The sequence below is a fragment of the Populibacterium corticicola genome (genome assembly GCF_042683685.1).
In the GTDB taxonomy this organism is placed as follows: domain Bacteria; phylum Actinomycetota; class Actinomycetes; order Actinomycetales; family Cellulomonadaceae; genus Timonella; species Timonella corticicola.
Genome location: NZ_JBHUOP010000001.1, coordinates 519,293 through 542,787, shown reverse-complemented (window position 1 = coordinate 542,787; position 23,495 = coordinate 519,293). Strand labels below are relative to the sequence as shown.

Annotated in this window: 22 protein-coding genes; 8 read left to right on the top strand and 14 right to left on the bottom strand. The window is 59.5% G+C overall.

Features of this window, described 5'->3' with window-relative positions:
• Window positions 1-40: 40 nt before the first annotated feature.
• Window positions 41-757 (bottom strand): beta-ketoacyl-ACP reductase, encoded by a 717-nt coding sequence (locus tag ACFSYH_RS02525; protein WP_377464910.1) that lies wholly within the window; start codon window positions 755-757, stop codon window positions 41-43.
• A gap of 433 nt (window positions 758-1,190) precedes the next feature.
• Here ACFSYH_RS02525 and ACFSYH_RS02520 point away from each other — a divergent pair, with 433 nt between their 5' ends.
• Window positions 1,191-1,430 (top strand): hypothetical protein, encoded by a 240-nt coding sequence (locus tag ACFSYH_RS02520; RefSeq protein WP_377464909.1) that lies wholly within the window; start codon window positions 1,191-1,193, stop codon window positions 1,428-1,430.
• Complete coding sequence (locus ACFSYH_RS02515; protein ID WP_377464908.1) at window positions 1,431-2,384, top strand: SURF1 family cytochrome oxidase biogenesis protein; 954 nt, start codon at window positions 1,431-1,433, stop codon at window positions 2,382-2,384.
• 92 nt (window positions 2,385-2,476) lie between these two features.
• Here ACFSYH_RS02515 and ACFSYH_RS02510 read toward each other — a convergent pair whose 3' ends face one another.
• Window positions 2,477-4,075: an ABC-F family ATP-binding cassette domain-containing protein gene (locus tag ACFSYH_RS02510; protein ID WP_377464907.1), complete on the bottom strand. Its 1,599-nt coding sequence runs from the start codon at window positions 4,073-4,075 to the stop codon at window positions 2,477-2,479.
• 185 nt (window positions 4,076-4,260) lie between these two features.
• Here ACFSYH_RS02510 and ACFSYH_RS02505 point away from each other — a divergent pair, with 185 nt between their 5' ends.
• From ACFSYH_RS02505 to ypfJ, 4 genes are all read left to right on the top strand, one after another.
• Window positions 4,261-4,914 carry a biotin transporter BioY gene (locus tag ACFSYH_RS02505; protein ID WP_377464906.1) on the top strand — a complete coding sequence of 218 codons (654 nt, stop codon included), beginning with the start codon at window positions 4,261-4,263 and terminating at the stop codon, window positions 4,912-4,914.
• A gap of 5 nt (window positions 4,915-4,919) precedes the next feature.
• Window positions 4,920-5,639 carry an energy-coupling factor ABC transporter ATP-binding protein gene (locus tag ACFSYH_RS02500; RefSeq protein ID WP_377464905.1) on the top strand — a complete coding sequence of 240 codons (720 nt, stop codon included), beginning with the start codon at window positions 4,920-4,922 and terminating at the stop codon, window positions 5,637-5,639.
• A 112-nt stretch (window positions 5,640-5,751) separates the two neighbouring features.
• Complete coding sequence (locus ACFSYH_RS02495; protein ID WP_377464904.1) at window positions 5,752-6,390, top strand: hypothetical protein; 639 nt, start codon at window positions 5,752-5,754, stop codon at window positions 6,388-6,390.
• Window positions 6,391-6,525: 135 nt separating this feature from the next.
• Window positions 6,526-7,410 (top strand): KPN_02809 family neutral zinc metallopeptidase, encoded by an 885-nt coding sequence (gene ypfJ / locus ACFSYH_RS02490; protein ID WP_377464903.1) that lies wholly within the window; start codon window positions 6,526-6,528, stop codon window positions 7,408-7,410.
• Between the two features lie 296 nt (window positions 7,411-7,706).
• Here ypfJ and aspS read toward each other — a convergent pair whose 3' ends face one another.
• Both aspS and hisS read right to left on the bottom strand, forming a co-directional pair.
• On the bottom strand, window positions 7,707-9,476 hold the full coding sequence (aspS, locus tag ACFSYH_RS02485) for an aspartate--tRNA ligase (protein ID WP_377464902.1): 1,770 nt from the start codon (window positions 9,474-9,476) through the stop codon (window positions 7,707-7,709).
• A gap of 105 nt (window positions 9,477-9,581) precedes the next feature.
• Window positions 9,582-10,961: a histidine--tRNA ligase gene (gene hisS, locus ACFSYH_RS02480; protein ID WP_377464901.1), complete on the bottom strand. Its 1,380-nt coding sequence runs from the start codon at window positions 10,959-10,961 to the stop codon at window positions 9,582-9,584.
• Window positions 10,962-11,312: 351 nt separating this feature from the next.
• Between hisS and ACFSYH_RS02475 the strand changes: the two genes are divergently transcribed.
• Window positions 11,313-12,767: a DUF349 domain-containing protein gene (locus tag ACFSYH_RS02475; RefSeq protein ID WP_377464900.1), complete on the top strand. Its 1,455-nt coding sequence runs from the start codon at window positions 11,313-11,315 to the stop codon at window positions 12,765-12,767.
• 246 nt (window positions 12,768-13,013) lie between these two features.
• The gene (locus tag ACFSYH_RS02470) at window positions 13,014-13,463 is read left to right on the top strand and encodes a hypothetical protein (RefSeq protein WP_377464899.1); all 450 of its coding nucleotides are present in this window, start codon (window positions 13,014-13,016) and stop codon (window positions 13,461-13,463) included.
• Here the strand turns inward: ACFSYH_RS02470 and ACFSYH_RS02465 are convergent.
• From ACFSYH_RS02465 to ACFSYH_RS02420, 10 genes are all read right to left on the bottom strand, one after another.
• Window positions 13,433-15,799: a RelA/SpoT family protein gene (locus ACFSYH_RS02465; RefSeq protein WP_377464898.1), complete on the bottom strand. Its 2,367-nt coding sequence runs from the start codon at window positions 15,797-15,799 to the stop codon at window positions 13,433-13,435. The genes ACFSYH_RS02470 and ACFSYH_RS02465 overlap by 31 nt on opposite strands.
• Window positions 15,800-15,814: 15 nt before the next feature.
• Entirely contained in the window at window positions 15,815-15,946 is a 132-nt protein-coding gene (locus ACFSYH_RS02460) for a zinc finger domain-containing protein (protein WP_377464897.1), read from the bottom strand.
• Window positions 15,885-16,424, bottom strand: a complete 540-nt coding sequence (locus tag ACFSYH_RS02455) for an adenine phosphoribosyltransferase (RefSeq protein ID WP_377464896.1) — start codon at window positions 16,422-16,424, stop codon at window positions 15,885-15,887. Before ACFSYH_RS02455 ends, ACFSYH_RS02460 begins: the two co-directional genes overlap by 62 nt.
• A gap of 14 nt (window positions 16,425-16,438) precedes the next feature.
• Window positions 16,439-17,536 (bottom strand): protein translocase subunit SecF, encoded by a 1,098-nt coding sequence (secF, locus tag ACFSYH_RS02450; protein WP_377464895.1) that lies wholly within the window; start codon window positions 17,534-17,536, stop codon window positions 16,439-16,441.
• Window positions 17,536-19,458 carry a protein translocase subunit SecD gene (secD, locus tag ACFSYH_RS02445; protein WP_377464894.1) on the bottom strand — a complete coding sequence of 641 codons (1,923 nt, stop codon included), beginning with the start codon at window positions 19,456-19,458 and terminating at the stop codon, window positions 17,536-17,538. The genes secF and secD overlap by 1 nt, the downstream gene beginning before the upstream one ends.
• Window positions 19,459-19,584: 126 nt before the next feature.
• A complete protein-coding gene (gene yajC, locus ACFSYH_RS02440) occupies window positions 19,585-20,025 on the bottom strand; it encodes a preprotein translocase subunit YajC (RefSeq protein ID WP_377464893.1) in 441 nt (146 codons plus the stop codon).
• A gap of 134 nt (window positions 20,026-20,159) precedes the next feature.
• Window positions 20,160-21,245 (bottom strand): Holliday junction branch migration DNA helicase RuvB, encoded by a 1,086-nt coding sequence (gene ruvB, locus ACFSYH_RS02435; RefSeq protein WP_377464892.1) that lies wholly within the window; start codon window positions 21,243-21,245, stop codon window positions 20,160-20,162.
• A complete protein-coding gene (ruvA, locus tag ACFSYH_RS02430; RefSeq protein ID WP_377464891.1) occupies window positions 21,238-21,858 on the bottom strand; it encodes a Holliday junction branch migration protein RuvA in 621 nt (206 codons plus the stop codon). Before ruvA ends, ruvB begins: the two co-directional genes overlap by 8 nt.
• Window positions 21,859-22,045: 187 nt before the next feature.
• Window positions 22,046-22,615: a crossover junction endodeoxyribonuclease RuvC gene (gene ruvC / locus ACFSYH_RS02425; RefSeq protein WP_377464889.1), complete on the bottom strand. Its 570-nt coding sequence runs from the start codon at window positions 22,613-22,615 to the stop codon at window positions 22,046-22,048.
• 9 nt (window positions 22,616-22,624) lie between these two features.
• Entirely contained in the window at window positions 22,625-23,380 is a 756-nt protein-coding gene (locus ACFSYH_RS02420; RefSeq protein ID WP_377464887.1) for a YebC/PmpR family DNA-binding transcriptional regulator, read from the bottom strand.
• Window positions 23,381-23,495: the final 115 nt, after the last annotated feature.

The window sequence follows — 23,495 nt, the reverse complement described above, 5'->3', positions numbered from 1 at the left end:
CTTAAGTCTTTTACAGGGAGATGGATAGAGATTGTGAGGCTCAGTGGCCCATGCCGAGTCCGCCATCAACGGGCACGACAGCACCTGAGATGTATCCGGACTCGTTGGATGCAAGGAATGCGACCGCGGCTGCCACTTCTTCAGGCTGCGCGAAGCGAGCAGCGGGGATGGATGCCTTGTACTTCTTTTGCGTGTCCTCTGGGAGCGCAGCAGTCATTGCGGTCTCGATGAAGCCTGGCGCAACGACGTTCGCGGTGATGCCTCGTGCACCGATCTCACGGGTGATGGAGCGGGCGAGGCCAACGAGTCCCGCCTTGGAGGCAGCGTAGTTGGCCTGGCCCGGACCGCCGTACAGGCCAATGACGGAGGAGATCATGACGATGCGACCAAAGCGAGCCTTGATCATGCCTTTGGATGCGCGGCGCACGCAGCGAAACGTTCCGCCCAGGTTGACGTCGAGAACGGACTCGAACTCATCATCGCTCATGCGCATGAGCAACTGGTCCTTGGTGATTCCTGCGTTTGCCACGAGCACCTCCACCGGACCGAGTTCCGCTTCGATCCTGCTGAATGCCTCATCGACTTGCTCGGTTGAGGTCATGTCACCGTGGACACCGAATACGCCATCGGGCAGGTCTCCACTGCGGTAGATTGTGGCGACTCTGTCGCCCTGGGCCACGAATCGCTCGGCGATAGCGCGCCCAATCCCCCGGTTCGCTCCGGTTACTAGAACAACTCGTCCGGTTGTCTCTGCCACAGTTACGCCTCTTTCGTCTTTCACCGTTAACCAGCGTCTCGCGTACAACTACGCCTCGCTCAAGCCAGCCCCGGCGCGCATGTATCTCCATCATCGCGTTCCGGGCATAAGCACGCCAGTTTCAACAGGCTATAGGATGAATCCCACTACGACATCACACGAATCGCCCTCCACTACCCCGCCAGATTTGTGAGATGCCTACAAACTTCACTTGAAGTCTCCACCTCGTATTGGACCGCTGCGGCCCCGTTCCCATCCACCAAGTGCGCAGAACGCAGCCCGGCCACCCACACACTTCACGGGAACCTGACAACTGGCCGGATCGTCGTCAATGAGTAGGGCGCGCATAGCGCCCACCCATCGTTATCGCACCGAAACACGGCGGCGGCGTAGACTGGATGAGGAAATTTCGCCGCGATCACTGGAGATATTTGTGATTGACCTGCTCGCCACGCCAGACCCCGTGGACTCACTGATCTGTTCGGGCAAGGGATGCCGGGCTGACGCCGCGTGGGGGCTGCTGTGGAACAACCCGAAGATCCACACCCCGCAGCGCCGGAAGGTGTGGCTTGCCTGCGATGACCACCTCGACCATCTGAACACGTTCCTCAGCGCGCGCGGTTTCCTCAAGGATGTCGTGCCAGTCTCAGAACTCGAAACCAAGGACGTGTAAGTGGGCATCGTGCCAAACGAGCAGATGCCGGAACTGCGCCAACCTACATCGGATGCTGCAGACCGTAAGCCACTCAGCACGCTTCAGTGGATCGGTGTCGCACTACTCGTAGCGCTGGCCGTAGTCGGATGCATCACAGCCGGTCGCTGGCAGTTTTCACGGTATGAACACCGTGAGGAGGCCATCAACACGGTCAAAGCAAACTACGAATCTGTTCCCGTCCCACTGGAGGCGCTCCTCTCGAGCCCAGATGCGGAACTCGAGCCAAGCCAGCCCTGGACCCGTGTGGAAGCCACAGGACGCTATGCCCCGCAGTACACTGCGCTGCTCCGTAACCGGCCGATCAACTCAACGCCCAGCGTCCATGTTCTCGTACCATTCGTGACCAACTCAGGGCACACGCTGCTGGTAAATCGTGGGTGGAGTGCACAGGACACGGACTTTGAACGTCCTTCCGTGCTACCTGATCCACCTGCCGGTGAGGTCACGATTGTTGTCCACCTGCGTCCATCAGAACCGAAACCCACGCGCGGCGCTCCGGTTGGGCAGGTGCAGATGATCCACGTTCCAGACGCGTTTGCGGCAGGACTCGAGTGGGGTTCCGGTACGGCTGGCGACCTGCCTGGGCAATACGAGAACGTGTACGGTTCACTCGATTCAGAATCCCCTGCGGCAACCGATTTCATCAATCCTCCGCCACGTCCCTCCACCGACCCCAAGAACCATCTGAGTTACGCACTGCAATGGTGGGTGTTTGCGATCGGCGCAGTCGCAGGGTTTGGTGTGCTGATCATTCGGGAGACCCGGTCGCGGCGTGCTCCGAACGCACAGAGTAATCCATTTGCGGAGCTCAATCGTCTTGAGCGCTCGTCCGGTGAGGGATCTTCCGCGACCTCCCGGCGCAGGAAGCAGGAACCAACCGAGGAGGACTACGAGGACTCGCTGTTCGAATAGTTCCCAGACTGGCGACGATTCCCCTGCCTGATCCGTCATCTCACGCTGTTGGGCCAGGCACTTTAGATGCGGCACATGGCCAGCCGGTAACCTTAAGCGAGCGTGATCAGATCACGGTAGTCATCCGACCACAGGTCCTCGTCACCGTCCGGCAGCAGAAGCACACGATCTGGGTGCAGGGCTTCCACCGCCCCCTCGTCGTGGGTGACCATGATGACCGCACCCTCATAGGTGGATAGTGCACCAAGGATCTCCGCGCGTGAAGCGGGGTCGAGGTTATTGGTTGGTTCGTCGAGCAGCAGCACGTTGGCGGAGGACACCACGAGCGTTGCGAGCGCGAGACGGGTCTTCTCACCACCAGACAGCACATGCGTGGGCTTGTCCGCGTCCTCCCCCGAGAACAGGAACGAGCCGAGGGTGGAACGCACCTCTGTATCCGTGAGGTCCGGTGCCGCGTGACGTAGATTCTCAACCACCGTGACCGATAGATCGAGTGTGTCGTGTTCCTGCGCATAGTAGCCAAGTTTGAGTCCGTGCCCTGGAACGACCTCGCCAGAGTCCGCCGATTCCACTCCGGCGAGTAGCCGCAGCAGCGTGGTCTTGCCCGCGCCGTTGAATCCGAGGATCACAACGCGTGCGCCACGGTCGATCGCGAGGTCCACACCAATGAACACCTCTTGCGACCCATACGACTTGGACAGCCCGTTGGCGGTGAGCGGAACCTTGCCACACGGAGCTGGCGTTGGGAAACGCAACTTCGCAACCTTCTCGGCTACACGTGGCCCTTCAAGTCCTTCGAGCATCTTCTCGGCACGCTTGATCATGTTTTGCGCGGCCACTGCTTTGCTCGCCTTGGCACGCATCTTGTCGGCCTGAGCCATGAGGGCCGATGCCTTCTTCTCGGCATTGGCGCGTTCCCTGCGGCGACGCTTCTCATCAGTTTCACGTTGCAGCAGATAGTCATCCCAGCCAAGGTTGTACTGGTCCATCTCGCCCCGGGTGGCATCGAGGAAGTACACCTTGTTCACGATGGCGCGCATGAACTCGTTGTCGTGCGAGATCACGATCAGCCCACCCTCGTAGGCACGTAGGTAGTCGCGCAGCCATGCGATCGAGTCAACGTCAAGGTGGTTTGTCGGCTCGTCGAGCATCAGGGTCTCCCCACCCGAGAACAGGATGCGCGCTAGCTCTACCCGACGGCGCTGGCCACCGGAGAGTTCACCGAGTTTGTGATCGAGCACATCCTTGTCCAACCCAAGGTTTGCCGCGATCCTCAGCGCTTCCGCTTCGGCACCATATCCTCCGGCAGCAATGAAACGCGCCTCGACCTTTGGGTAGCGTTCAAGTGCCCGCTCCATAACCTTCATGTCTTCCGAAGCCATCTCCGCTTCGGTCTTCGCCATGAGCTTGGCGAGTTTGTCGAGTTCCCGGATCGACAGGATGTGGTCCTTCGCGCTCATCTGTGGGTCTGATGGGCGTGGATCCTGCGGCAGATACCCCAGGATGCCCGAGACCGAAGTTGTGCCTGCGGTCGGTAGTGTTTCTCCTGCCAACACCTTGGTCAAGGTGGTTTTCCCCGCGCCGTTACGGCCCACGAGACCAATCCTGTCGCCCTTGCCAACCTTGAATGAGACGGGGTTGAGCAGAGTGCGTGCGCCGATTCGAATTTCGACACCCTGAGCGCTAATCAATGTGATTCCTTAGTGCAAGCCATACAAATCTGCGGGGAAAAGTTCTCGGCAGACACAAACGGGTTCAAGTTTACCGGTGGCCTAGGCTCAAAGTCTCCGTATTTTGTCCACTTAGGTCAGCATCACGTGTGAGAACGCACGCATCCACCTCACCCGTTGCAGCCTACCTACCCTTAGGGAAACCCGTGAACTCTACTGTGCCCACTGAAGATGCCGCCCCTGTTTCGACGGTTGGCCCGCGCCGCGCCACCGCTTCAGCAGGCAGGCTTGGCCAGGATATTGCTCTCGTTGCCTCGTTCGCCGCTCTGATCGCCGTGTGTGCCCTCATGCCCGCAATCATGGTTGCCGGTGTTCCCACTCCGATCACGCTGCAGACCTTCGGGGTCATGCTTGCGGGACTGGTCTTAGGATCACGACGCGGTGCGCTGGCCGTGCTGCTGTACCTGGCTATCGGTGCTGCGGGCGCTCCCGTCTTCGCGTCAGGTGCCAGCGGACTCGCTCCCTTCGTGGGTCCGACCTCCGGCTACCTGATCGGTTTCCCTCTGCTCGCATTCGGGGTTGGCTGGGGTGTACGGGCTATTCTTGCCCTTGGTGAGCAGGGTGCTGCGCTCAAAGGCTTCCGAATTGTGGTGACCGTTTCCCTGTCGCTACTGATTTCCTTGGTCACCGTGCACGCTCTGGGTATCACGGGTATGGCACTGCGGGTGCCGATGGCGCTTCAGGACGCCTTCATCGCGGACCTGATCTTCCTACCGGGAGACATCATCAAAACCACTGCCGCAGTGCTGGTAGCCAGCGCGGTTCTGCGAGCTTTCCCGGTTCTGCGAGAACTGCGCTAGTTCGCGTGCGCATTGAGTTTGATGGGGTTGTCGTTGAAGCCGATGGAACCCGAATTCTAGGGCCGCTTTCACTGACGCTCTCAGAGCGGAGGGTTGCGGTCCTCGGCGAGAACGGCTCTGGAAAGTCAACGTTCTTACGCTGTCTCAACGGGTTGGTAACCCCGTCTTACGGGTTTGTACGGGTGGGCGGTTTCGATACTGTCGACGAGCCGGCCACGATCCGTTCCCACGTCTCGTTGGTCCTGGCGAACCCCGATTCGCAGATCTTGATGCCCACAATCGGTGAGGATATTGACCTGTCATTGGCTACCGCACACAGGCTGCGTCACAAGAGACCGGACAGCAGGCCCATTCCCCGCGATGCGCGGCAAGTTCTCGGCGACTTCGGCATCCGCCTTGAACCTGATAGGGCTGTTTCCACACTTTCCGGAGGGCAAAAACAACTGGTAGGCATCGCCTCCGTGCTGGCGACCAAACCTCAGTTACTGCTGTGTGACGAGCCGACAACCCGCCTTGATCTGGGGTGGCGCGCGGCGATCTCGCGGTTGCTCCTCGAATTGCCTGTCCCCACGGTTATCGCTACGCATGACCTGGAGCTAGCCAGCCAGTGCGAACGTGCGCTCGTCATCCATGATGGTGTTGTCGCCTGGGATGGCAACCCCGCTGAGGCCATCGATTTCTATTCCGACCTGATGTCCCGGCGCAGAACAGTGCAGTATGGCTGAGCCTGCGCAACCGTACTTGGGTGCGGGGACATATCGAGGTACTTCACCAGGCTCTTCCACAGCAGTGATTGGCGCATATCTTCAACGTCCAACCTGGTTGCATCGGATACCAGTGGCGGTCAAGCTGTTCGTGCTGCTCTCCGTGTCGTTGACAGTGTCGCTGCTACGGGTCTGGCCTGTCTCAGGTGTGGCACTCTTGCTTGGCGCTCTTGCGCTGTGCACGTTACGCCCCACAAGGCCCGCCGTACAGGGACTTCTCACCGCCTGTTGCGTTGTTGTTCCCATGTTTGGCTACCACCTGTTCACCGGGAACATTGCGGCAGCAGTGGTATCTGCTCTGACGTTTCCCACGCTGATCGTGTGGGCAACGCTCGTATCGGCGACAACTACCGTGACCCAGGTGATGGGGCTCCTCGAGAGAATGCTGAGTAGGTGCGGTCTTCGCCGATATGCGGCACGGTGTGCCCTGTGCGTGGGCATCACACTGCGGTCGATACCCATCGTCCACGAGGTAGTGCAAGAAACAATCGATGTGTTGCGCAGTCGGTCCGTCCGACCATACCCGTGGCGAGTGTTCCTTCCCGCCTGCATCGGCGTAGTACGCTGCGCCCTCGAAACCGGTGAGGCGATTACCGCCCGTGGCTTGCTCGACGCTCCAGCACTATCCGGTGGTCCAATCCTCGACGACTCTCCGCTTCACGATTCTTCTGCAGGGACTCACGGCCCTACGTCCAACATCGACACCAACTAGTCTGCGTGAGACTCGGGAACCTGCGGGCGAGTATCTTCTGAGGGTTCTGTGGAGGCTTCGGGTGTCTTTCTACGGAACAAGACCATCCTGAGACTAGGCGCGCACCCGCAGGTTATCTCGCGTTATTCTGCTCGTATGACTTTTCAAGACGGTGGCAATTTCGAGTCTGGACGCATCAAGCGCCGTTCGGGTGGCGGCAAGGCGGTGGCCGGTGGTGGTTTGGGACTCATCGTGCTGTTCCTGATCAGCCAGTGGGCTGGCGTGGATCTCACCCAACTCGCTCCCCTGTTAGACGGTGGTTCCTCCACGTCAACGCAGGAGGAGGTGGCGGTTACCGGATGTGACACGGCCTCAGACGCCAACGAAAACGATCTGTGCCGTTATGACTGGACCGTGCAGTCGCTCGATGCTTTCTGGAGCCAGGAACTCGAACGCCAGACCGGTACCACGTTCACCGAACCAGGTGCGGCCACATTCTCCGGCACCGTGTCCACCGGTTGTGGCAGCGCCTCCTCGGCTTCGGGACCGTTCTACTGCCCAGCCGACCAGACCATCTACATCGACACTGGCTTCTACAAGACCCTGCGCACCGACTTCAACACAACGGGTGGTCCGCTTGCGCAGATGTATATCACCGCGCACGAGTACGGCCACCACATTGAGAACATCACAGGTGTTCTCGGCTCAGCCAACCGTCGAGATTCGGGTGCGGACTCCGATTCCGTCAAGGTGGAGCTCATGGCCGATTGTCTGGCCGGAATGTGGGCAGGTAACGCTGCTACCACGCCAAACCCTGCTACGGGTCAGCCGGATCTGAAACCGATCACTAAGGCACAGCTCAAGGATGCTCTCGATGCCGCGGCTGCCGTGGGCGATGACCGGATTCAGGAGGCCGCCTACGGCGAGGTGGATGAGCACTCGTTTACGCACGGCTCCTCAGAGCAACGCCAAGAGTGGTTCCTCACCGGATATAACGGCGGGGACTTCAACGCCTGCAACACCTTCACCACTGGGAACTAGGGAGTGTAGTGGAGGGTTGGGAACCTCGCGAAGCAGGTACCTACCGTAACGAAGCGGGTGCATCTTCCCTACGGCCAACCTGAGAGTCCAAGCCCCCTGCCTCACGCCATGCCTCTTTAACCCCTTTAAGTCGGTGGAACTTTTTTGTTCCGGGTACGCAACTATTGTGGGTGCAGGTGGATCAAAAAGGCCCCATCGACCACCAACTAAACGCAACAAAGGCGGTGGGCCCGAAACATGTGTTTCGGGCCCACCGCCTTCATTCATACTGATCGACGCCTCATCGGACGCTCAGATCAGGACTCCTTCTTGGGCTTGAAGTCAACGCCAGCTTCCTTGCGTTGCTCCGGGGTAATTGGAGCCGGAGCCTGCGTGAGCGGATCGAAACCGCCGCCGGACTTCGGGAACGCAATGACGTCGCGAATCGACTCGGACTTCGACAGCAGCGAGACGATACGGTCCCAACCGAACGCGATTCCACCGTGAGGTGGCGCACCGAACTTGAAGGCGTCAAGCAGGAAGCCGAACTTCTCCTGCGCTTCTTCCTCGCCGATACCCATGACCTTGAAGACACGCTCCTGCACGTCACGGCGATGGATACGGATCGATCCGCCACCGATCTCGTTACCGTTGCACACGATGTCGTATGCATAAGCGAGGGCTTCGCCGGGGTTCTCTTCGAAGTTGTCGAGCCACTCCGGGGTTGGACTCGTGAATGCATGGTGCACTGCGGTCCACGCCGAGTTTCCGAGGTCAACGTCGTCGTCCTGGCCAGTTGGCTTGAACAGCGGTGCGTCAACGACCCACACGAACGACCAGGCGTCCTCGTCGATCAGACCCGCGCGAGCACCGATCTCGTTACGCACGGCGCCAAGCAGTCCACGGCACTCATCGGTCTTGCCGGCAGCGAAGAAGATGCAGTCACCAGGTTGAGCCCCGGTTGCCGCGGCAAGTCCGTCGCGCTCAGCATCGGTGATGTTCTTGGCAACAGGGCCGCCAAGCTCGCCGGTCTCCGAGATCGTGACATATGCCAGACCCTTAGCGCCACGCTGCTTAGCCCAGTCCTGCCACGCATCGAATGCGCGACGTGGCTGCGAAGCACCGCCAGGCATGACGATCGCGCCAACGTACTCGTTCTGGAACACGCGGAATGGAGTGTCCTTGAAGTACTCTGCGAGCTCGGTGATTTCGAGGTCAAAGCGCAGGTCTGGCTTGTCCGAACCGTACTTGCGCATCGAATCCGCGTAGGTGATCCGCTGGATTGGTCCTTCGAGGTCCACGTCGATCAGCTTCCAGATCGCCTTGAGCAACTGCTCGGAAAGAGCGATCACATCGTCCTGCTCCACAAAGCTCATCTCGATGTCGAGCTGGGTGAACTCAGGCTGACGGTCCGCGCGGAAGTCCTCATCGCGGTAGCAGCGAGCCATCTGGTAGTAACGCTCCATGCCCGAAACCATCAGCAACTGCTTGAACAACTGCGGAGACTGCGGGAGTGCGTACCACGAACCCGGTGCCAGACGCGCTGGGACGAGGAAGTCACGCGCCCCTTCAGGGGTTGAACGGGTCAGCGTTGGAGTTTCAATCTCCACGAAGTCGTTGTCTTCCAGCACGGCACGAGCCGCCTGGGAAACCTTGGAACGCAACCGGATGGTCGACGCAGGCTTCGGACGACGCAGGTCCAAGTAACGGTGCTTCAGGCGAGCTTCCTCACCGATAACCTCGGTACCGTCCAACGCGGTAGACACCTGGAACGGCAGCGGAGCCGACTCGTTCAGGACTACAACCTCGGAGGTGATAACTTCGATCGCACCAGTGGCAAGGTTCGCATTGTCGTTACCGTCAGGGCGTGCTGCAACTTCTCCAGTCACCTGAAGAACGAACTCGGAGCGCAGCGGGTGCGCAACTTCCTCATCGCGGATAACGACCTGAGCAATACCGGAGGCATCGCGCAAGTCGATAAAGGCAACTCCACCGTGATCACGGCGGCGGTCTACCCATCCGGTCAGAGTTACAGTCTGGCCGATGTGCTCAGCTCGCAAAGAGCCGGCGTTGTGAGTGCGCAGCACGGTCTTCCCTTCTACGTGTCGCAAGTTTTTGTCTACCGAACGCTTATGTCCGCTAGACGCACTTCGTTCAAGTCTAGTCGTTAAACAGTGCGCAGATCGCCTAAATTACGCCTGCGCGAAAACCGTGGGTGTGAGGTCTGCGGCATCCTGAGGAACCCACGCGTTCGGATCGGCATCGACCTGCTCCCCCGAACGAATGTCCTTGACTTGGTGAGCAACAAACTCGCCGGCCTGGTTAGTACCCTCTGGGAACCACACGAACGGGATGCCTCGACGATCAGCGAACTTGATCTGCTTCCCAAACTTCGCTGCACTCGGAGCCACATCCGTGGCGATACCGCGAGCCCGCAAGGCCGCAGCGACGCGATCCGACGCGGCACGGTGTTCCTCGTCCAAGACGGCCACCAACACTGCGGTGGGAACCGAACGCGACGCAGTCACGATTCCCTTCGAGAGCAGCCGCGAGACCAAACGCGATACACCGATGGACAGGCCAACGCCCGGGTAGGTGTTCTTACCGTCCGAGGCTAGCGTGTCATAGCGTCCACCAGAACATATCGACCCCAAGTCCTCGTGCCCGATCAAGACCGACTCGTACACGCAGCCCGTGTAGTAGTCCAGACCACGCGCGATCTTCAGGTTCGCCTCAATCGTTCCGGGAGCCCGTACCGCAGCCGCATTCAACAGGGCCTCGAGTTCGTTCAACCCCTGCTCCAGCAACTCGTGCGCCACACCGTTACCTTCAGCAAGCGCACGGACCTGTCCGATCACGGAAGCATCGGTACCCGAAATCCCAGCGAGATCCAGACACAACTGAGCCTGCTGCTGGGACGCGCCCGTCTCGTCGACAAGCAATTCGCGGACCTTGTCCGCGCCAATCTTGTCCAACTTGTCGATATTGCGCAGAACACCCTCAATGTCATTCAGGCCAAGCCCACGGTAGAAGCCCTCGGACACCCGGCGATTGTTCACCAGAATCTTGAACTCCGGCACGCCCAGCGAACGCAGTCTGCCGAACGCCTCAGCCATCACCAACGGCAACTCGACCTCAAAGTGATACGGGAGCTCCCCCGCACCAACCACATCGATGTCCGCCTGATAGAACTCGCGGAACCGGCCATCCTGAGGGCGCTCACCGCGCCACACCTTCTGAATCTGATACCGCTTGAAAGGGAAAGCAAGGTGACCCGCGTTCTCCAGAACATACCGGGCAAACGGAACCGTCAGGTCAAAGTGCAGGCCCAACTGCTTGTCCCGCGACTGCTCCTCGCCCTCCGCCGCCTGCAAGCGGTTCAGCAGATAAACCTCCTTGGAGGTCTCCCCCTTGCTCAGCAACTGCTCCAACGGCTCGACCGCGCGCGTCTCAATGCTTGCAAACCCATGAAGTTCAAAGGTCTCCTGGACGATCTTGAGGATCTGCTGCTCCACAATGCGTTGCGCCGGGAGCCATTCTGGGAAGCCTGAAAGAGGAGTTGGTTTAGCCATAACTCAGTATTTTTCCACGAAGTGCGCGCGGGACCCGCATCAAAAAGAGTTTTGTTCACCACGTGACACGTTAAACCCACGCAAACCCAGACGTCTGTGAGTTTCCTGCCCATAATCGCTTCCAAAATGACCATGAGCGGGCGAAATTTCACCCATAAGGCAAAAATATGATTTCGATTCGGCAATATTGTGATGAAACAGCGGTCTCCGCCTCCGTTTGGCTCTACAGTTAGTAGAGTCGCGCCAACACGCGCATGAGCGCTTGCAACGAACACTTCGCCGCAAGCAGTCGCTGACGGATACCTTCACGCACTTGGGTATCCGCCACTACCTATAAGGAGTTAAGTGCCAATGACTGAGAACCCACAACCACAAGCCGCCGCCAACGATGGCGACGCAGAGGTTGCAGCAGAGCAGACAAACGTAGTGGAGTCCGCCGCACCGGAGCAGTCCGCGGCACCAACTCCGGTAAAGCCAAAGCCAACGGCGATCAAGCCCGCGGCTCCGGTGGCACCGGCTCCCGTACCCACCGCAGCCGAAGCCGCAGCAATCGCCGCTGCCTCGGCGTTTGGTCGCGTTGACGCAGACGGAACCGTTTACGTCACCGATGGTGGGACAGAACGCGTGGTCGGGCAGTTCCCAGACGCAACGGCAGAAGAGGCACTTAACCTCTACATTCGCCGCTACCTTGACCTCGATGCAAAGATCGGCCTGTTCGAGACCCGTCTGACCACGACCGAACTGCCAATCAAGGAAATCGACTCAACGCTCAAGAAGCTACAGGAGGAGACCTCAGAACCAGCCGCAGTCGGCGACCTCCCTCTCCTGCGCAACCGAGTCGCAGCACTAGAAGAGGTAGCCAAGACCCGGCGCGCTGAAATCGAGCAGGCCCGTGTCGCTGCCAAGGCTGTGGCACTTGAGTCACGGACCGCAATCGTTGAGGCGGCAGAGAAGATCGCGGCAACCGACCCGCAGAAGATCCAGTGGCGTCCAGCCGGTGAAGAACTACGGGGCCTGCTCGAGAAGTGGAAGGAAGCGCAACGCTCAGGACCACGGCTCGACAAGCCAGTCGAAGACGCACTGTGGAAGCGATTCAGCCACGCTCGCACGACTTTTGACCGCGAGCGTCGCCACTTCTTCGCTGAACTTGAGAAGCAGAATGCGGCGGCCAAAGCTGCCAAAGAAGCCCTCGTTGCAGAGGCCGAGGCCCTTTCGACCTCGACCGACTGGGGTGCGACCGCAGCAGCTTACCGAGACCTCATGGCGCGTTGGAAGCAGGCAGGCCGCGCAAACCGCAAGGATGACGATGCTCTATGGACACGTTTCCGTGGCGCACAGGATGTGTTCTTTGCTGCCCGCGAGCAGGCAAACGCCGCTGTGGATGCCGAGTACGCGGCAAACCTCACCATCAAGGAACAACTGGCCGCAAAGGCTGAGGCGATCCTCCCGGTGACCGACATCGTGGCGGCAAAGAACGCTCTGCGCGAGATCCAAGACGAATGGGAACAGGTCGGACACGTTCCACGTAACGACATGAACCGCATTGAGGGTCGCCTGCGGGCAGTCGAGAACGCTATCCGCGACGCCGAGCAGGAGAAGTGGGAGCGCACAAACCCAGAGACCCGTGCACGCGCTGAAGGTGCACTCGCCCAGCTCGAGGCCGCAATCGAGGGACTTGAGTCGGAACTCGCTGCCGCTCAGTCAGCAGGCAACGACCGCAAGGCCAAGGAACTCACCGAGTCCATCGCGGCACGCCGTGCCTGGCTCGAACAGGTCGCCAAGGCTGCTGAAGAAGCCCGAGGCTGATTCCTTCCCAGGAGGCGATGGCACCAGTTATCCACAGTTGGTGCCATCGCCTCCTTTTTGCTGCTCAATTACGGAAGACTTAGAGAACGCCAGTTAACCCACTGGTCCAGACCTGCACAGCGCCAGACACACTTCCGCGAGAGAACAATGAGCAGCATCTTCCACCTTGATACCAGCCTTCGGCCACTCCCCTGGAGCATCAGACATCCCGGTGCCGAGAAATCATGGGCTCAGATCAAAAAATGCATGAGCGTGAATACCTCGGGTGCACGCGAGCCAGAAAGTTGGGAGGTTCCGCTCTACACGCCAGAGGATGTCGGTGGGCGCATCAACTACCGTGCCATGATCGCACGTACCGAACTACGCGAGGTGGCATCAGGGCTTGCCTGCGCCCACGAAGAACCGGACTCATTCGAACTGCGGATCGCAATCGCGCTACAGCGCACCCGAGGCATGGGAGTAGTCGCACGTGAGGGCGCACGCTGGGTTTACGAAGGTGGACCACAACCCACTCGCTTCACGGTGTACTACCAGCGCTACGAACCTCGTCCACAGGGAAAACACCTTCGTGGACTCGTACGCCGAGTACACCCAAAGCAGGTCCTACACTACGGAAGGCTGCGGATCACCAGCCCAGAATACACATCAGAGGATCTTGGACTGAACTATCCGATCTTGGTGCCGGTAATACGGTAGACATCGAAGACACCCTCAATACGACGTACCGCATTGAGTACCGACTGAAGATGCGATGGCTCTGCCATCTCGAACGCGAAACGTGAGATAGCCAAACGATCCGAGGATGTGGACACGCTCGCCGACAGGATGTTCACGTGCGAATCCGAAAGGACGCGCGTTACATCCGATAGCAGTCGAGCACGGTCAATCGCCTCAACCTGAATCTGCACGAGGAACATTGTGTTGGCGCCGCTGGTCCACTCCACCTCGACCATGCGTTCCGGCTGCTGACGCAACTGTTCAACATTGATGCAGTCCTCTTGGTGCACAGAGACACCCTGACCGCGGGTAATGAAACCAACAATCTTGTCGCCTGGAACCGGCGTACAGCACTTGGCGAGTTTGACCCAGATGTCGTCGACGCCCTTGACTACTACGCCGGGGTCCCCGGAGCGGGTACGTCGCGGACTCTTGCCAGGTAGCGCGACCTCAGCGAGGTCTTCCTGATTGGCATCGGAGCCACCCATCGTCTGCACAAGCTTTGAGACAACGTTGGCCGCGGAGACCTGTCCCTCGCCCACAGCGGCATACAGTGCCGAGACATCGGCATAGCGCATGTCATTGGCTGTTGCGAGAATAGCCTCCTGCGAAAGCAGGCGTTGAAACGGCAGGTTCTGCTTACGCATAGCCTTGGCGATCTGCTCGCGACCCGTTTCAATTGCCTCCTCACGGCGTTCCTTCTGGAACCACTGACGGATCTTGTTCCGGGCGCGGCCGCTCTTGACAAAGGCGAGCCAGTCACGCGAAGGACCAGCAGATTGCGCCTTTGAGGTCAGAATGTCAACGACGTCGCCGTTTTCGAGTTTTGAGTCGAGCGGCACCAAACGTCCGTTGACGCGAGCGCCCATCGTACGGTGGCCAACCTCGGTGTGCACTGAGTACGCGAAGTCAACGGGGGTTGAGCCTTGAGGTAGTGCCTGCACATCACCCTTGGGAGTGAACACGAAGACCTCGTTGCCGCCGATCTCGTATCGCAGAGAGTCCAAGAACTCTGATGGATCCGAGGTCTCGCGCTGCCATTCAACCAGTTGGCGCAGCCACTGCATGTCATTGGCACCACCGGAAGGAGCGCTTGGTCCTTCCTTATACTTCCAGTGCGCCGCGACACCGTACTCTGCTCGGCGGTGCATCGCGTGGGTACGGATCTGGATCTCGACGGGTTTTCCGTTGGGACCGATGACGGTAGTGTGCAGGGACTGGTACATGTTGAACTTGGGCATCGCGATGTAGTCCTTGATGCGCCCAGGCACCGGATTCCAGCGCGAATGGATCGCACCAAGAACCGAGTAACAGTCTCCAACCGTATCCACCAGAATGCGGGTACCCACCAGGTCGTAGATGTCCGCGAACTCATGACCACGCACGATCATCTTCTGGTAGATCGAGTAGTAGTGCTTTGGCCGGCCCGTCACCGTCGCTTTGATCCTCGCCGCCTTCAGGTCAGCAATGATCTGCTCACGAACAACGCTCAAGAACTCTTCACGGGCGGGAGCGCGCTCCGCGACGAGATGAACGATCTCCTCATACACCTTCGGGTAAAGGGTTTGAAACGAGAGATCCTCGAGTTCCCACTTGATGGTGTTCATGCCGAGACGGTGAGCGAGTGGAGCGTAAATCTCAAGGGTCTCGCGAGCCTTCTTAGAGGCAGAGGCCTGCGGCACGAATTTCCAGGTGCGTGCGTTGTGCAGGCGGTCAGCAAGTTTGATCATGAGCACGCGGATGTCTTTGGCCATCGCGATGACCATCTTGCGGACGGTCTCTGACTGGGCAGCGTCCCCGTACTGGACCTTGTCCAATTTGGTGACCCCATCGACCAACAGGGCGATCTCCTCACCGTAGTCTTTGGTGAGTTGCGCAAGCGAATACGGGGTGTCCTCAACCGTGTCGTGCAGCAGTGCAGCCGCTAGGGTTGGAGGCGTCATGCCCAGTTCGGCAAGGATCGTGGCGACAGCCACCGGGTGGGTGATGTATGGATCGCCGCTTTTGCGCATCTGCCCACGGTGCGCTCGCTCCGCTGTGGAGTAAGCGCGCTCGATAATCGCGACATCGGCCTTGGGATGGTTCTTCTTCAGCGCGGAGAGAAGCGGTTCAAGCGCGGGAGTACCCACCGCGTGACGTGCCCCAAATCTTCCGAAGCGAGAACGCACACGTCCAGCACCGCTGACCGGGACGGTTGAAGAGTCAACGGTTTCAGTCACCGATGGAACAGGCGTCGATTCGGGAGTCTGAGTGGCCGTAGCACCCCCGGACGTGCTTGAGGGAGGCACCGCTGTCTTCTCGTTTTCCCCAGACATAAGTGCCTCCCTCAATCAAGATCTTTCAAGTTCACAGGCCAACACCTTACAGCCCGCGAATATTCCTAGGATCCCAATTCTAGGACTATACGGCCAGCAACGCTGACACGGCTCGCCCTTCCAGAACCTTTCGCCCACCCAGGCCATCAAGTTCCATCACAAAGATTAGGTCGGTGACCTGCGCTCCGTTATGTTCAAGAAGAGCTGCACCGGCCTGCGCGGTACCTCCGGTTGCGAGCACGTCATCGAGCAGAACCACCCGCGATCCTTCCGGCACAGTGCCGTCCCGAAGTTCAACGGTCGCCTGTCCATATTCCAGATCGTAGGTGTAGGACTTCACGGGTGGGGGAAGTTTTCCCGCCTTCCGGATTGGAACAAATCCAATTCCGAGATGGTGTGCGAGTGCCGCACCGAACATGAAACCGCGCGCCTCCATCCCGGCGATGAAGTCAGTATCGTCCGGCACCAAACCGGCCAGCCCTTCGATCGTGCGACTGAAGGCTGTCGGGTCGGCAAGCAACGGCGTGATGTCCCGGAACGTGATACCCGAGCTCGGATAGTCGGGTAGATCCCGAATGAACGGACGGATCTCAGCGGCCAAGGTGCTCGACTCTTGCGAGGTCATGTCAGTCTCCGCTCCTACTTGCGCTTCCGCTTCGGCTGCGCCCGATTGCCAAGATGCTGACCCGCCGTTACCTTACCGGTCGCTACCGCAACCTGAGCTGGGGTCTGCGGATCCGAGCCGACTGGGGTGGTGTGGCCGCTCGCACGGATGGCAAGGACTTCCTCGGTGTGCTGCGCGATTTTTGGATCACGCATGCGTAGCGACACTTCAAGCGGTGTGGCCAGGAAGATGGAGGACAGGGCGCCCACCGCCATACCGATAAACAGGGATAGCGCGATGTCACGCAGCGTGCCTGCTCCGAGCAGGAAGGCACCGATGAACAGAATTCCACCAACCGGCAATAGGCTCGTCAGCGACGTGGTGATCGAGCGAACCAGGGTCTGGTTCACCGCCAGGTTCGCCTGTTCACCGTAGGTGTGCAGGTGCTGCTCCGTGATGTTTTCGGTGTTCTCACGGACCTTGTCAAACACCACGACAGTGTCATAGATCGAGTACCCGAGAATGGTCAGCAGGCCGATCACGGTTGCCGGTGAGACTTCCCAGCCGACCAGCGCGTACAACCCGACCGTCACAATCAGATCGTGGAACAGCGCGATGATTGCAGCGGCTGCCATACGCCACGCACGGAAGTACAGCGACATCACGACCATGACGATCAGTAGGAAGACGACTAGACCGGTGGCTGCCTTCTTCGATACGTCCTGGCCCCAGGTCGGCCCGACGAAGGAGCTTGCAACGTCATCATCACTGACGTCGTAGGCATCGGCGAGGGCAGCGCGAGCCGCTGTCACCTCCTCATCGTTCAACTGTGCAGTCTGCACACGGATGCTAGATGATCCAAGCGCTGACACGCGGGGCACCTCGTCCGCCTTCACAGACTGAATCGCATCGATTGCGGGGTGCTGGTCAGTTGTCGAGGCGTTGGTCACGGTGAACTGCGATCCGCCACGGAACTCAATACCGAGGTTGATGCCTCGCACACCGATGACCGCGATACTCAGCACAACCGCAACAAGCGCGATGATGTAGTACCGACGGCGTCCACCAACGATGTTGTAGGACTTGTCGCCCGTGTAGAGGTCGTGCCCCCACTTTGCCCAGTTCCTTGCCATCAGGCTTCTCCATCCTTGCGCGCGGACTGCGATGCGGTCTCGGTGTTGGCGGCGGCGCGTTCGGCTGCCTTACGCTGTGCGAGCGTCATGCGTGTGCCGTCCTCGTTGTACTGGACTGGGGCTGACTTCTTTGCGGGAACAGCCACACGTCCGCGGCCCACATACCGCGGACCGTCGAGTCCAAGGCTGGAGTGGTGGAACCCGGACCACTTGTGGGCCTGGCCGAAGAACTTCGTGCGTGCAAGCAGACGCATGACCGGGTAGGTGAAGAAGAACACGACAACCAGGTCAATCAATGTGGTCAGACCCAGTGTGAACGCGAATCCACGCACGCCACCAACTGCCAAGAAGTACAGTACGACGGCGGCAATGATGTTCACTGCATCGGATGCAAGGATTGTCCGTCGTGCGCGATCCCAACCAACCTCGACCGCGCTTTCAAGGTTTCGGCCATCACGTAATTCATCGCGAATACGTTCGAAGTAGACGATGAACGAGTCCGCGGTGATACCGATAGCGACGATGATACCGGCGACACCGGGTAGCGAGAGCCTATAGCCCTGCAGCCAGGACAGCAGCATGAGCGACAGCAGCGTGAGAGCGGCGGCGATGGCAAGGGATGCAACGGTCACTGTGCCGAGGAAACGGTAGAGCACAAACATCGAGACCACGACGAGCAGCAGACCGATCAAACCGGCCAACAGGCCCTTCGCCAACTGCTCGGAACCGAGGGTTGCGGAGATTGTCTCCTCGCTCTGAACCTCGAAGGTCAGCGGCAGAGCACCGAAGTTCAACTGCGAGGCCAACTGATTGGCGGACTCGTTTGTGAAGTTTCCAGAGATCTCTGCCTGTCCATCAAGGATTGGGTTGCTCACGCTTGGTGCGGAGATGACAAGGTTGTCGAGCACCATCGCGAACATGTTCGGCGCGCTGGCCGTTGGGTTGGACAACCACGTGCTGTAGTCGGGAAGACTGGAGAGACGGGTGGTCACTTCCGCGAACCTGTCGCCACCCTCCTTGTTGAACTTGAGGTCGACCTTCCAGCCACCGATTGGCTGTCCCTGCTGGTTAAGTTGCATACCCGACGAGGCTGATGCGATGTCAGAGCCGGGAATTTCCATTGGACCGAGGATGTACTTGGCCTCACCATCCATGTCACAGGCGATGACGGGATTCTCTGGGTCTTTGAGACCACCGCCGCCGGTAAGGTTAGCAGGGTCGGTGCAGTCGAGTGCATAGAACTCTTCGAGCAACTCATCGGTGATCCAGGCTAAATCGGAGGCGTCCTGGGGTTCTGACTGTTCAACGGCGTCTTGGGTGTCCGTTCCGTCCTGTTCCTCTGCCGAGGCGTCTTCGGTCTCTACCGCGTCAGAGGTGGATTCGTCTTCAGCGTTTCCGCTTTCTTCAACTGAGTTGTCGTCTGATGGTGCCGAGTCTTCGCCTTCTGGCGATGTAGCCTCATCGGTTGGCTCTTCTACATCAACGTCAGCATCGCTCTCGGGGTCTTCAATATCCACTGCTTCTGGGGAGTCAAAGTAGAGAACGGGACGGAACTGCATTTGCGCGGCTTCACGGACAAGGTCGAGCGTGGCTTGGCTTGGTCGACCGGGTAGGGCGACAACGATGTTTTGACCGCCCTGGCTGGTGATCTCCGCCTCCGCAACACCAGAGGAGTCGACGCGCTGGCGAATGATCTCGATCGCCTGATTGATGTCCTCTGCGCTGACAGACTCGTTGTTGGTGGTGACCGCCTGGAGGATGACCTGTGTTCCACCCTCGAGGTCAAGGGCGAGTTTCGGGGTCCAGGTGGCGTCTGACCACTTGGTTCCCGCAAAGACCGATCCGAGCATGACCAGCATGACAACGAATAGACCGATGAGCGAGCGCCAACGGCCTCGTGTCTTCGTGTTGGTGGTAGCCAACTTTGTCTCTTCTCATAAATGTGGCCCTCAGTTGGAGGGCCACGGTCCGTAAAGTTCCGTACATGCGCAACGCGCCACAGAAATGCTACCTCTGTCGCGCGCTGCATTCATATTCCGAGAGCCGGTTTACTTGTTTTCGTCGGTTTTGTCTTCCCTGGTGGACTTCGAGTCGTTGAAGCCTGCTGCCGGGTCGTCACCTGGTTTGGTGATGAGCGAGGAAATGTTGTCAGGAACCACAAAGCCGGTTGTGGCAGATCCCTGAGGGGCATCCTCGGGGCTTGCCGCAGTCTCCACTGTTCCAACTGCAGGGCTTGCCTCGTATGGCTTGGCAATCGCGGCGGCTACCCACTTGGTGCGTGCGCCATCCTCTGATTCGAGGGTGACCAGGTCGCCGTCAACCGATACGACGGTTCCCACGTACCCCGATGCAGTCATGACCTGCAGCCCTGGCTGAAGAGATTCACGCAGGTCAGCCATCTCTTTCTGGCGTTTGCGCGCATTGCGCCCGGTGAACCAGAACATACCGACGACCAGGACCAGCATGATAATCAAAATCGGATCTGGCATTAAAACACACCTAACTTTCTGTCTGAGGACCTTTAGCGTGAACGTGCAGGAGGACGCGCAAGTTCCCATTATCGCGCAAACCCTGAGAACCGCGCAGTGAGGTCAGAGCCGCTGAGACTCCTGTGTCAGAAAACTTAGGTGGTCGTATCCGCCGGTGGTACGAGCCCAAGGTGTCGCCACGTTTCAAGAGTCGCAACACGGCCCCGTGGAGTTCGACCCATCAATCCCTCGCGGACAAGGAAGGGTTCGGCGACTGTCTCAACGGTCTCGGGTTCCTCACCCACCGTGATGGCCAGGGTGGACAACCCGACCGGTCCTCCCCCGAACCGGGTGCACAGTGCGGTGAGGACGGCGCGGTCAAGGCGGTCAAGGCCGCGTGGGTCCACCTCGTACACCTCAAGTGCGGCACGTGCGGCGGCGAGGTTGAGTTTGCCGTCTCCACGAACTTGCGCCCAGTCACGGACACGGCGCAGTAGACGGTTGGCGATGCGGGGTGTGCCGCGGGAACGCGAGGCGATCTCTGAGGCGGCTTCCGGCTCGATGTCCACCCCAAGCAGACCAGCCGATCGTGTCACGACCCGCACGAGATCGGTTGCCTCGTAGAAATCGAGGTGTCCGGTGAACCCGAAGCGATCGCGGAGCGGTGCGGGCAACAGCCCTGCACGGGTGGTCGCTCCCACTGCGGTGAAGCGTGGCAAAGACAACGGAATCGCGCTGGCACCCGCGCCCTTGCCCACAACTACATCGACACGAAAATCCTCCATGGCAACGTAGAGAAGTTCCTCGGCGGGACGGGCAAGACGGTGAATCTCATCAATGAACAGCACCTCGCCCTCGTCAAGCGACGAGAGCACGGCAGCGAGGTCACCGGCGTGTTGAATCGCGGGTCCAGAGGTCACGCGCAGTGATACGCCGAGTTCGGCGGCGATAATCATCGCGAGTGTTGTCTTCCCAAGTCCGGGTGGACCAGAGAGCAGCACGTGATCCGGTGCTGCGCCGCGACCTTTCGCCGCGTCGAGCACGAGCGAGAGTTGGTCTCGCACGACCCGTTGACCCACGAAGTCATCGAGTGATCGAGGGCGCAATGCGGCTTCGGCGGCCCGCTCGATGTCGGAAGCACCTGAGGAGGTCAGTCGGTCAAACCCGGATGCATCGAACTCCGAGGAGCCAACCGCGTATCCCTCGGCCCCGGTCTGCTCTGGGTCGAGCTGATCAGCCATGTTGTCCACCTAGCACTTTAAGAGCGCCACGCAGGGTTGCGGGCACAGCGGTTGCGACAACAACCGTCTCGCCACGATCCTTGAGCACAACGGCGACGGCGTCTTCTGCGGCTTTGACGCTCCACCCCAATGACACGAGAGCCTCGATGACCTGTGCGCGTTCATCAGTGACAGCCTCCGGAGCAGGCCCTCCCACATCGGCTATGGTGACCGGTGCGTGCATTTTTCCCTGCAGTTCCAGCAGGATACGCTGCGCGACCTTGGGTCCGATACCAGGGACGCGGGTCAGAACATTCACGTCCTGTGAGTTCACGGCAGAGCGAATGGTGTCGGCTGAGTGAGCGGCGAGCATGGCGAGGGCGAGACGTGGTCCAACGCCCGAAACCGTGGTGACGATCTCAAAGACCTCGCGCTCATCGGCGTCTTTGAAGCCGTAAAGCGTCATAGAGTCTTCGCGCACGACCATCTGCGTTGCAAGAGTCGCCTTCTCCCCGGTCCGCAGACTCATAAGCGTGTTCGGGGTCGCATGGACAAGGTATCCCACGCCGTTGACGTCGAGTACCGCGGAGTTGAGCCGTACCGTCGCAACGGTTCCGGTGAGCGAAGCAATCATCTAATGAACTCGAATCAGCCTTTTAGAACGTTTGTACGAATGACACTATCAAGTTTCCCGCTGGTTCTTGCGGCACGCCACACGCTATTCCAGCCGCCCTTCCAAGGCGTCCATTTCCGACGAACAGTCCAGTTCGTCGTCAATCAAACGTCCCAGCCGTCCCCAGCCACGTAATGCCGCACGAGAACTAGCGGACGCCGCGCGCCTTGCGCGCCGCCTGCTCGGCGGCTGCCCACTGCCGTTGAGCGGGCGTCATCTGGTAGCGTTCGGCCTTGTCGAGCATTCCGGCAGGCCGCCATAGCTGCGTGATGGCGATGGCCAGGGCATCTGCGGCATCCGCTGGCTTTGGGAGCTCGCCCAGGCCAAGGATGTTCGCCACCATCTTCTGTACCTGAGCCTTTTCAGCACCGCCGCTCCCGGTGACTGCTGCTTTGACCTCGGATGGCGTGTGCATCGCGACGGGCAGACCCCGCTTCGCTGCCGCGACCATCGCCAGTCCGGCGACTTGGGCGGTACCCATCACGGTCGAGACGTTGTTCTGCGCGAACACCCGCTCGATTGCGACAACGTCAGGGACATGGGCATCGAGCCACTGGTCGAGTTCCTGTGAAATCGTGAGTAGCCGCATGTCAACGGTGAGTTCTGGCGAGGAACGCAGGACGCCGACAGCCACGAGCGATGCGCGTCGACCGGGTGCGGAATCGACAATGCCGATTCCGCACCGGGTCAATCCCGGGTCTACCCCCAGTACGCGCATGGGTATTTCTTAGTCTTCTGCTTCGAGCTGAGTGGCAACGTCCTGCGGCACGTTGTAGTTTGCGTAGACGTTCTGGACATCATCGGAATCTTCAAGTGCGTCAATCAGGCGGAACACCTTCTTCGCGCCGTCAACGTCAACGTCGATTCGAGTCGCGGGATACCAGATAGACTCGTCGTCGTTTTCGATACCGGCTTCCCTGAGGGCTTCGCGTACTGCCACAGTGTCGCTTGGCTCGCAGATGATCTCGAAGCTCTCACCCTCATCGGTGATCTCTTCAGCGCCTGCGTCAAGCACGACCATCATGAGGTCGTCCTCGGTCATATCGCCCTTTGGCACGATGAACTGGCCTTTGCGGGAGAACATGTATGCGACCGAACCTGGGTCTGCCATCTGTCCGCCGGAACGGGTGAAGGCAACACGTACGTCTGCGGCGGAACGGTTCTTGTTGTCGGTGAGGCACTCTACGAGTACGGCGATTCCGCCCGGTGCGTAGCCCTCGTACATGATGGTCTGATAATCAGCGCCACCCTCAATGAGTCCAGCGCCACGCTTGATCGCCCGGTCGATATTGTCGTTGGGAACCGAAGTCTTCTTGGCCTTGGTAACAGCAAGATCGAGGGCTGGGTTTCCGCTGATGTCAGCACCGCCCAAACGCGCCGCTACTTCAATGTTCTTGATGAGCTTGGCAAAGGATTTGGCACGCTTTGCGTCGATTGCCGCTTTCTTGTGCTTGGTAGTGGCCCATTTGGAGTGACCTGACATGGACGTGGACTCCTTGTTGTGTTGACGTCGGTGGCTGGTGTGGGCGGTCTAACACCGGTCCAGTTTTAGGCTCGCCCCAACCCCATTTGGTTCAAGGGGCTGTTGAGCTTCGGCA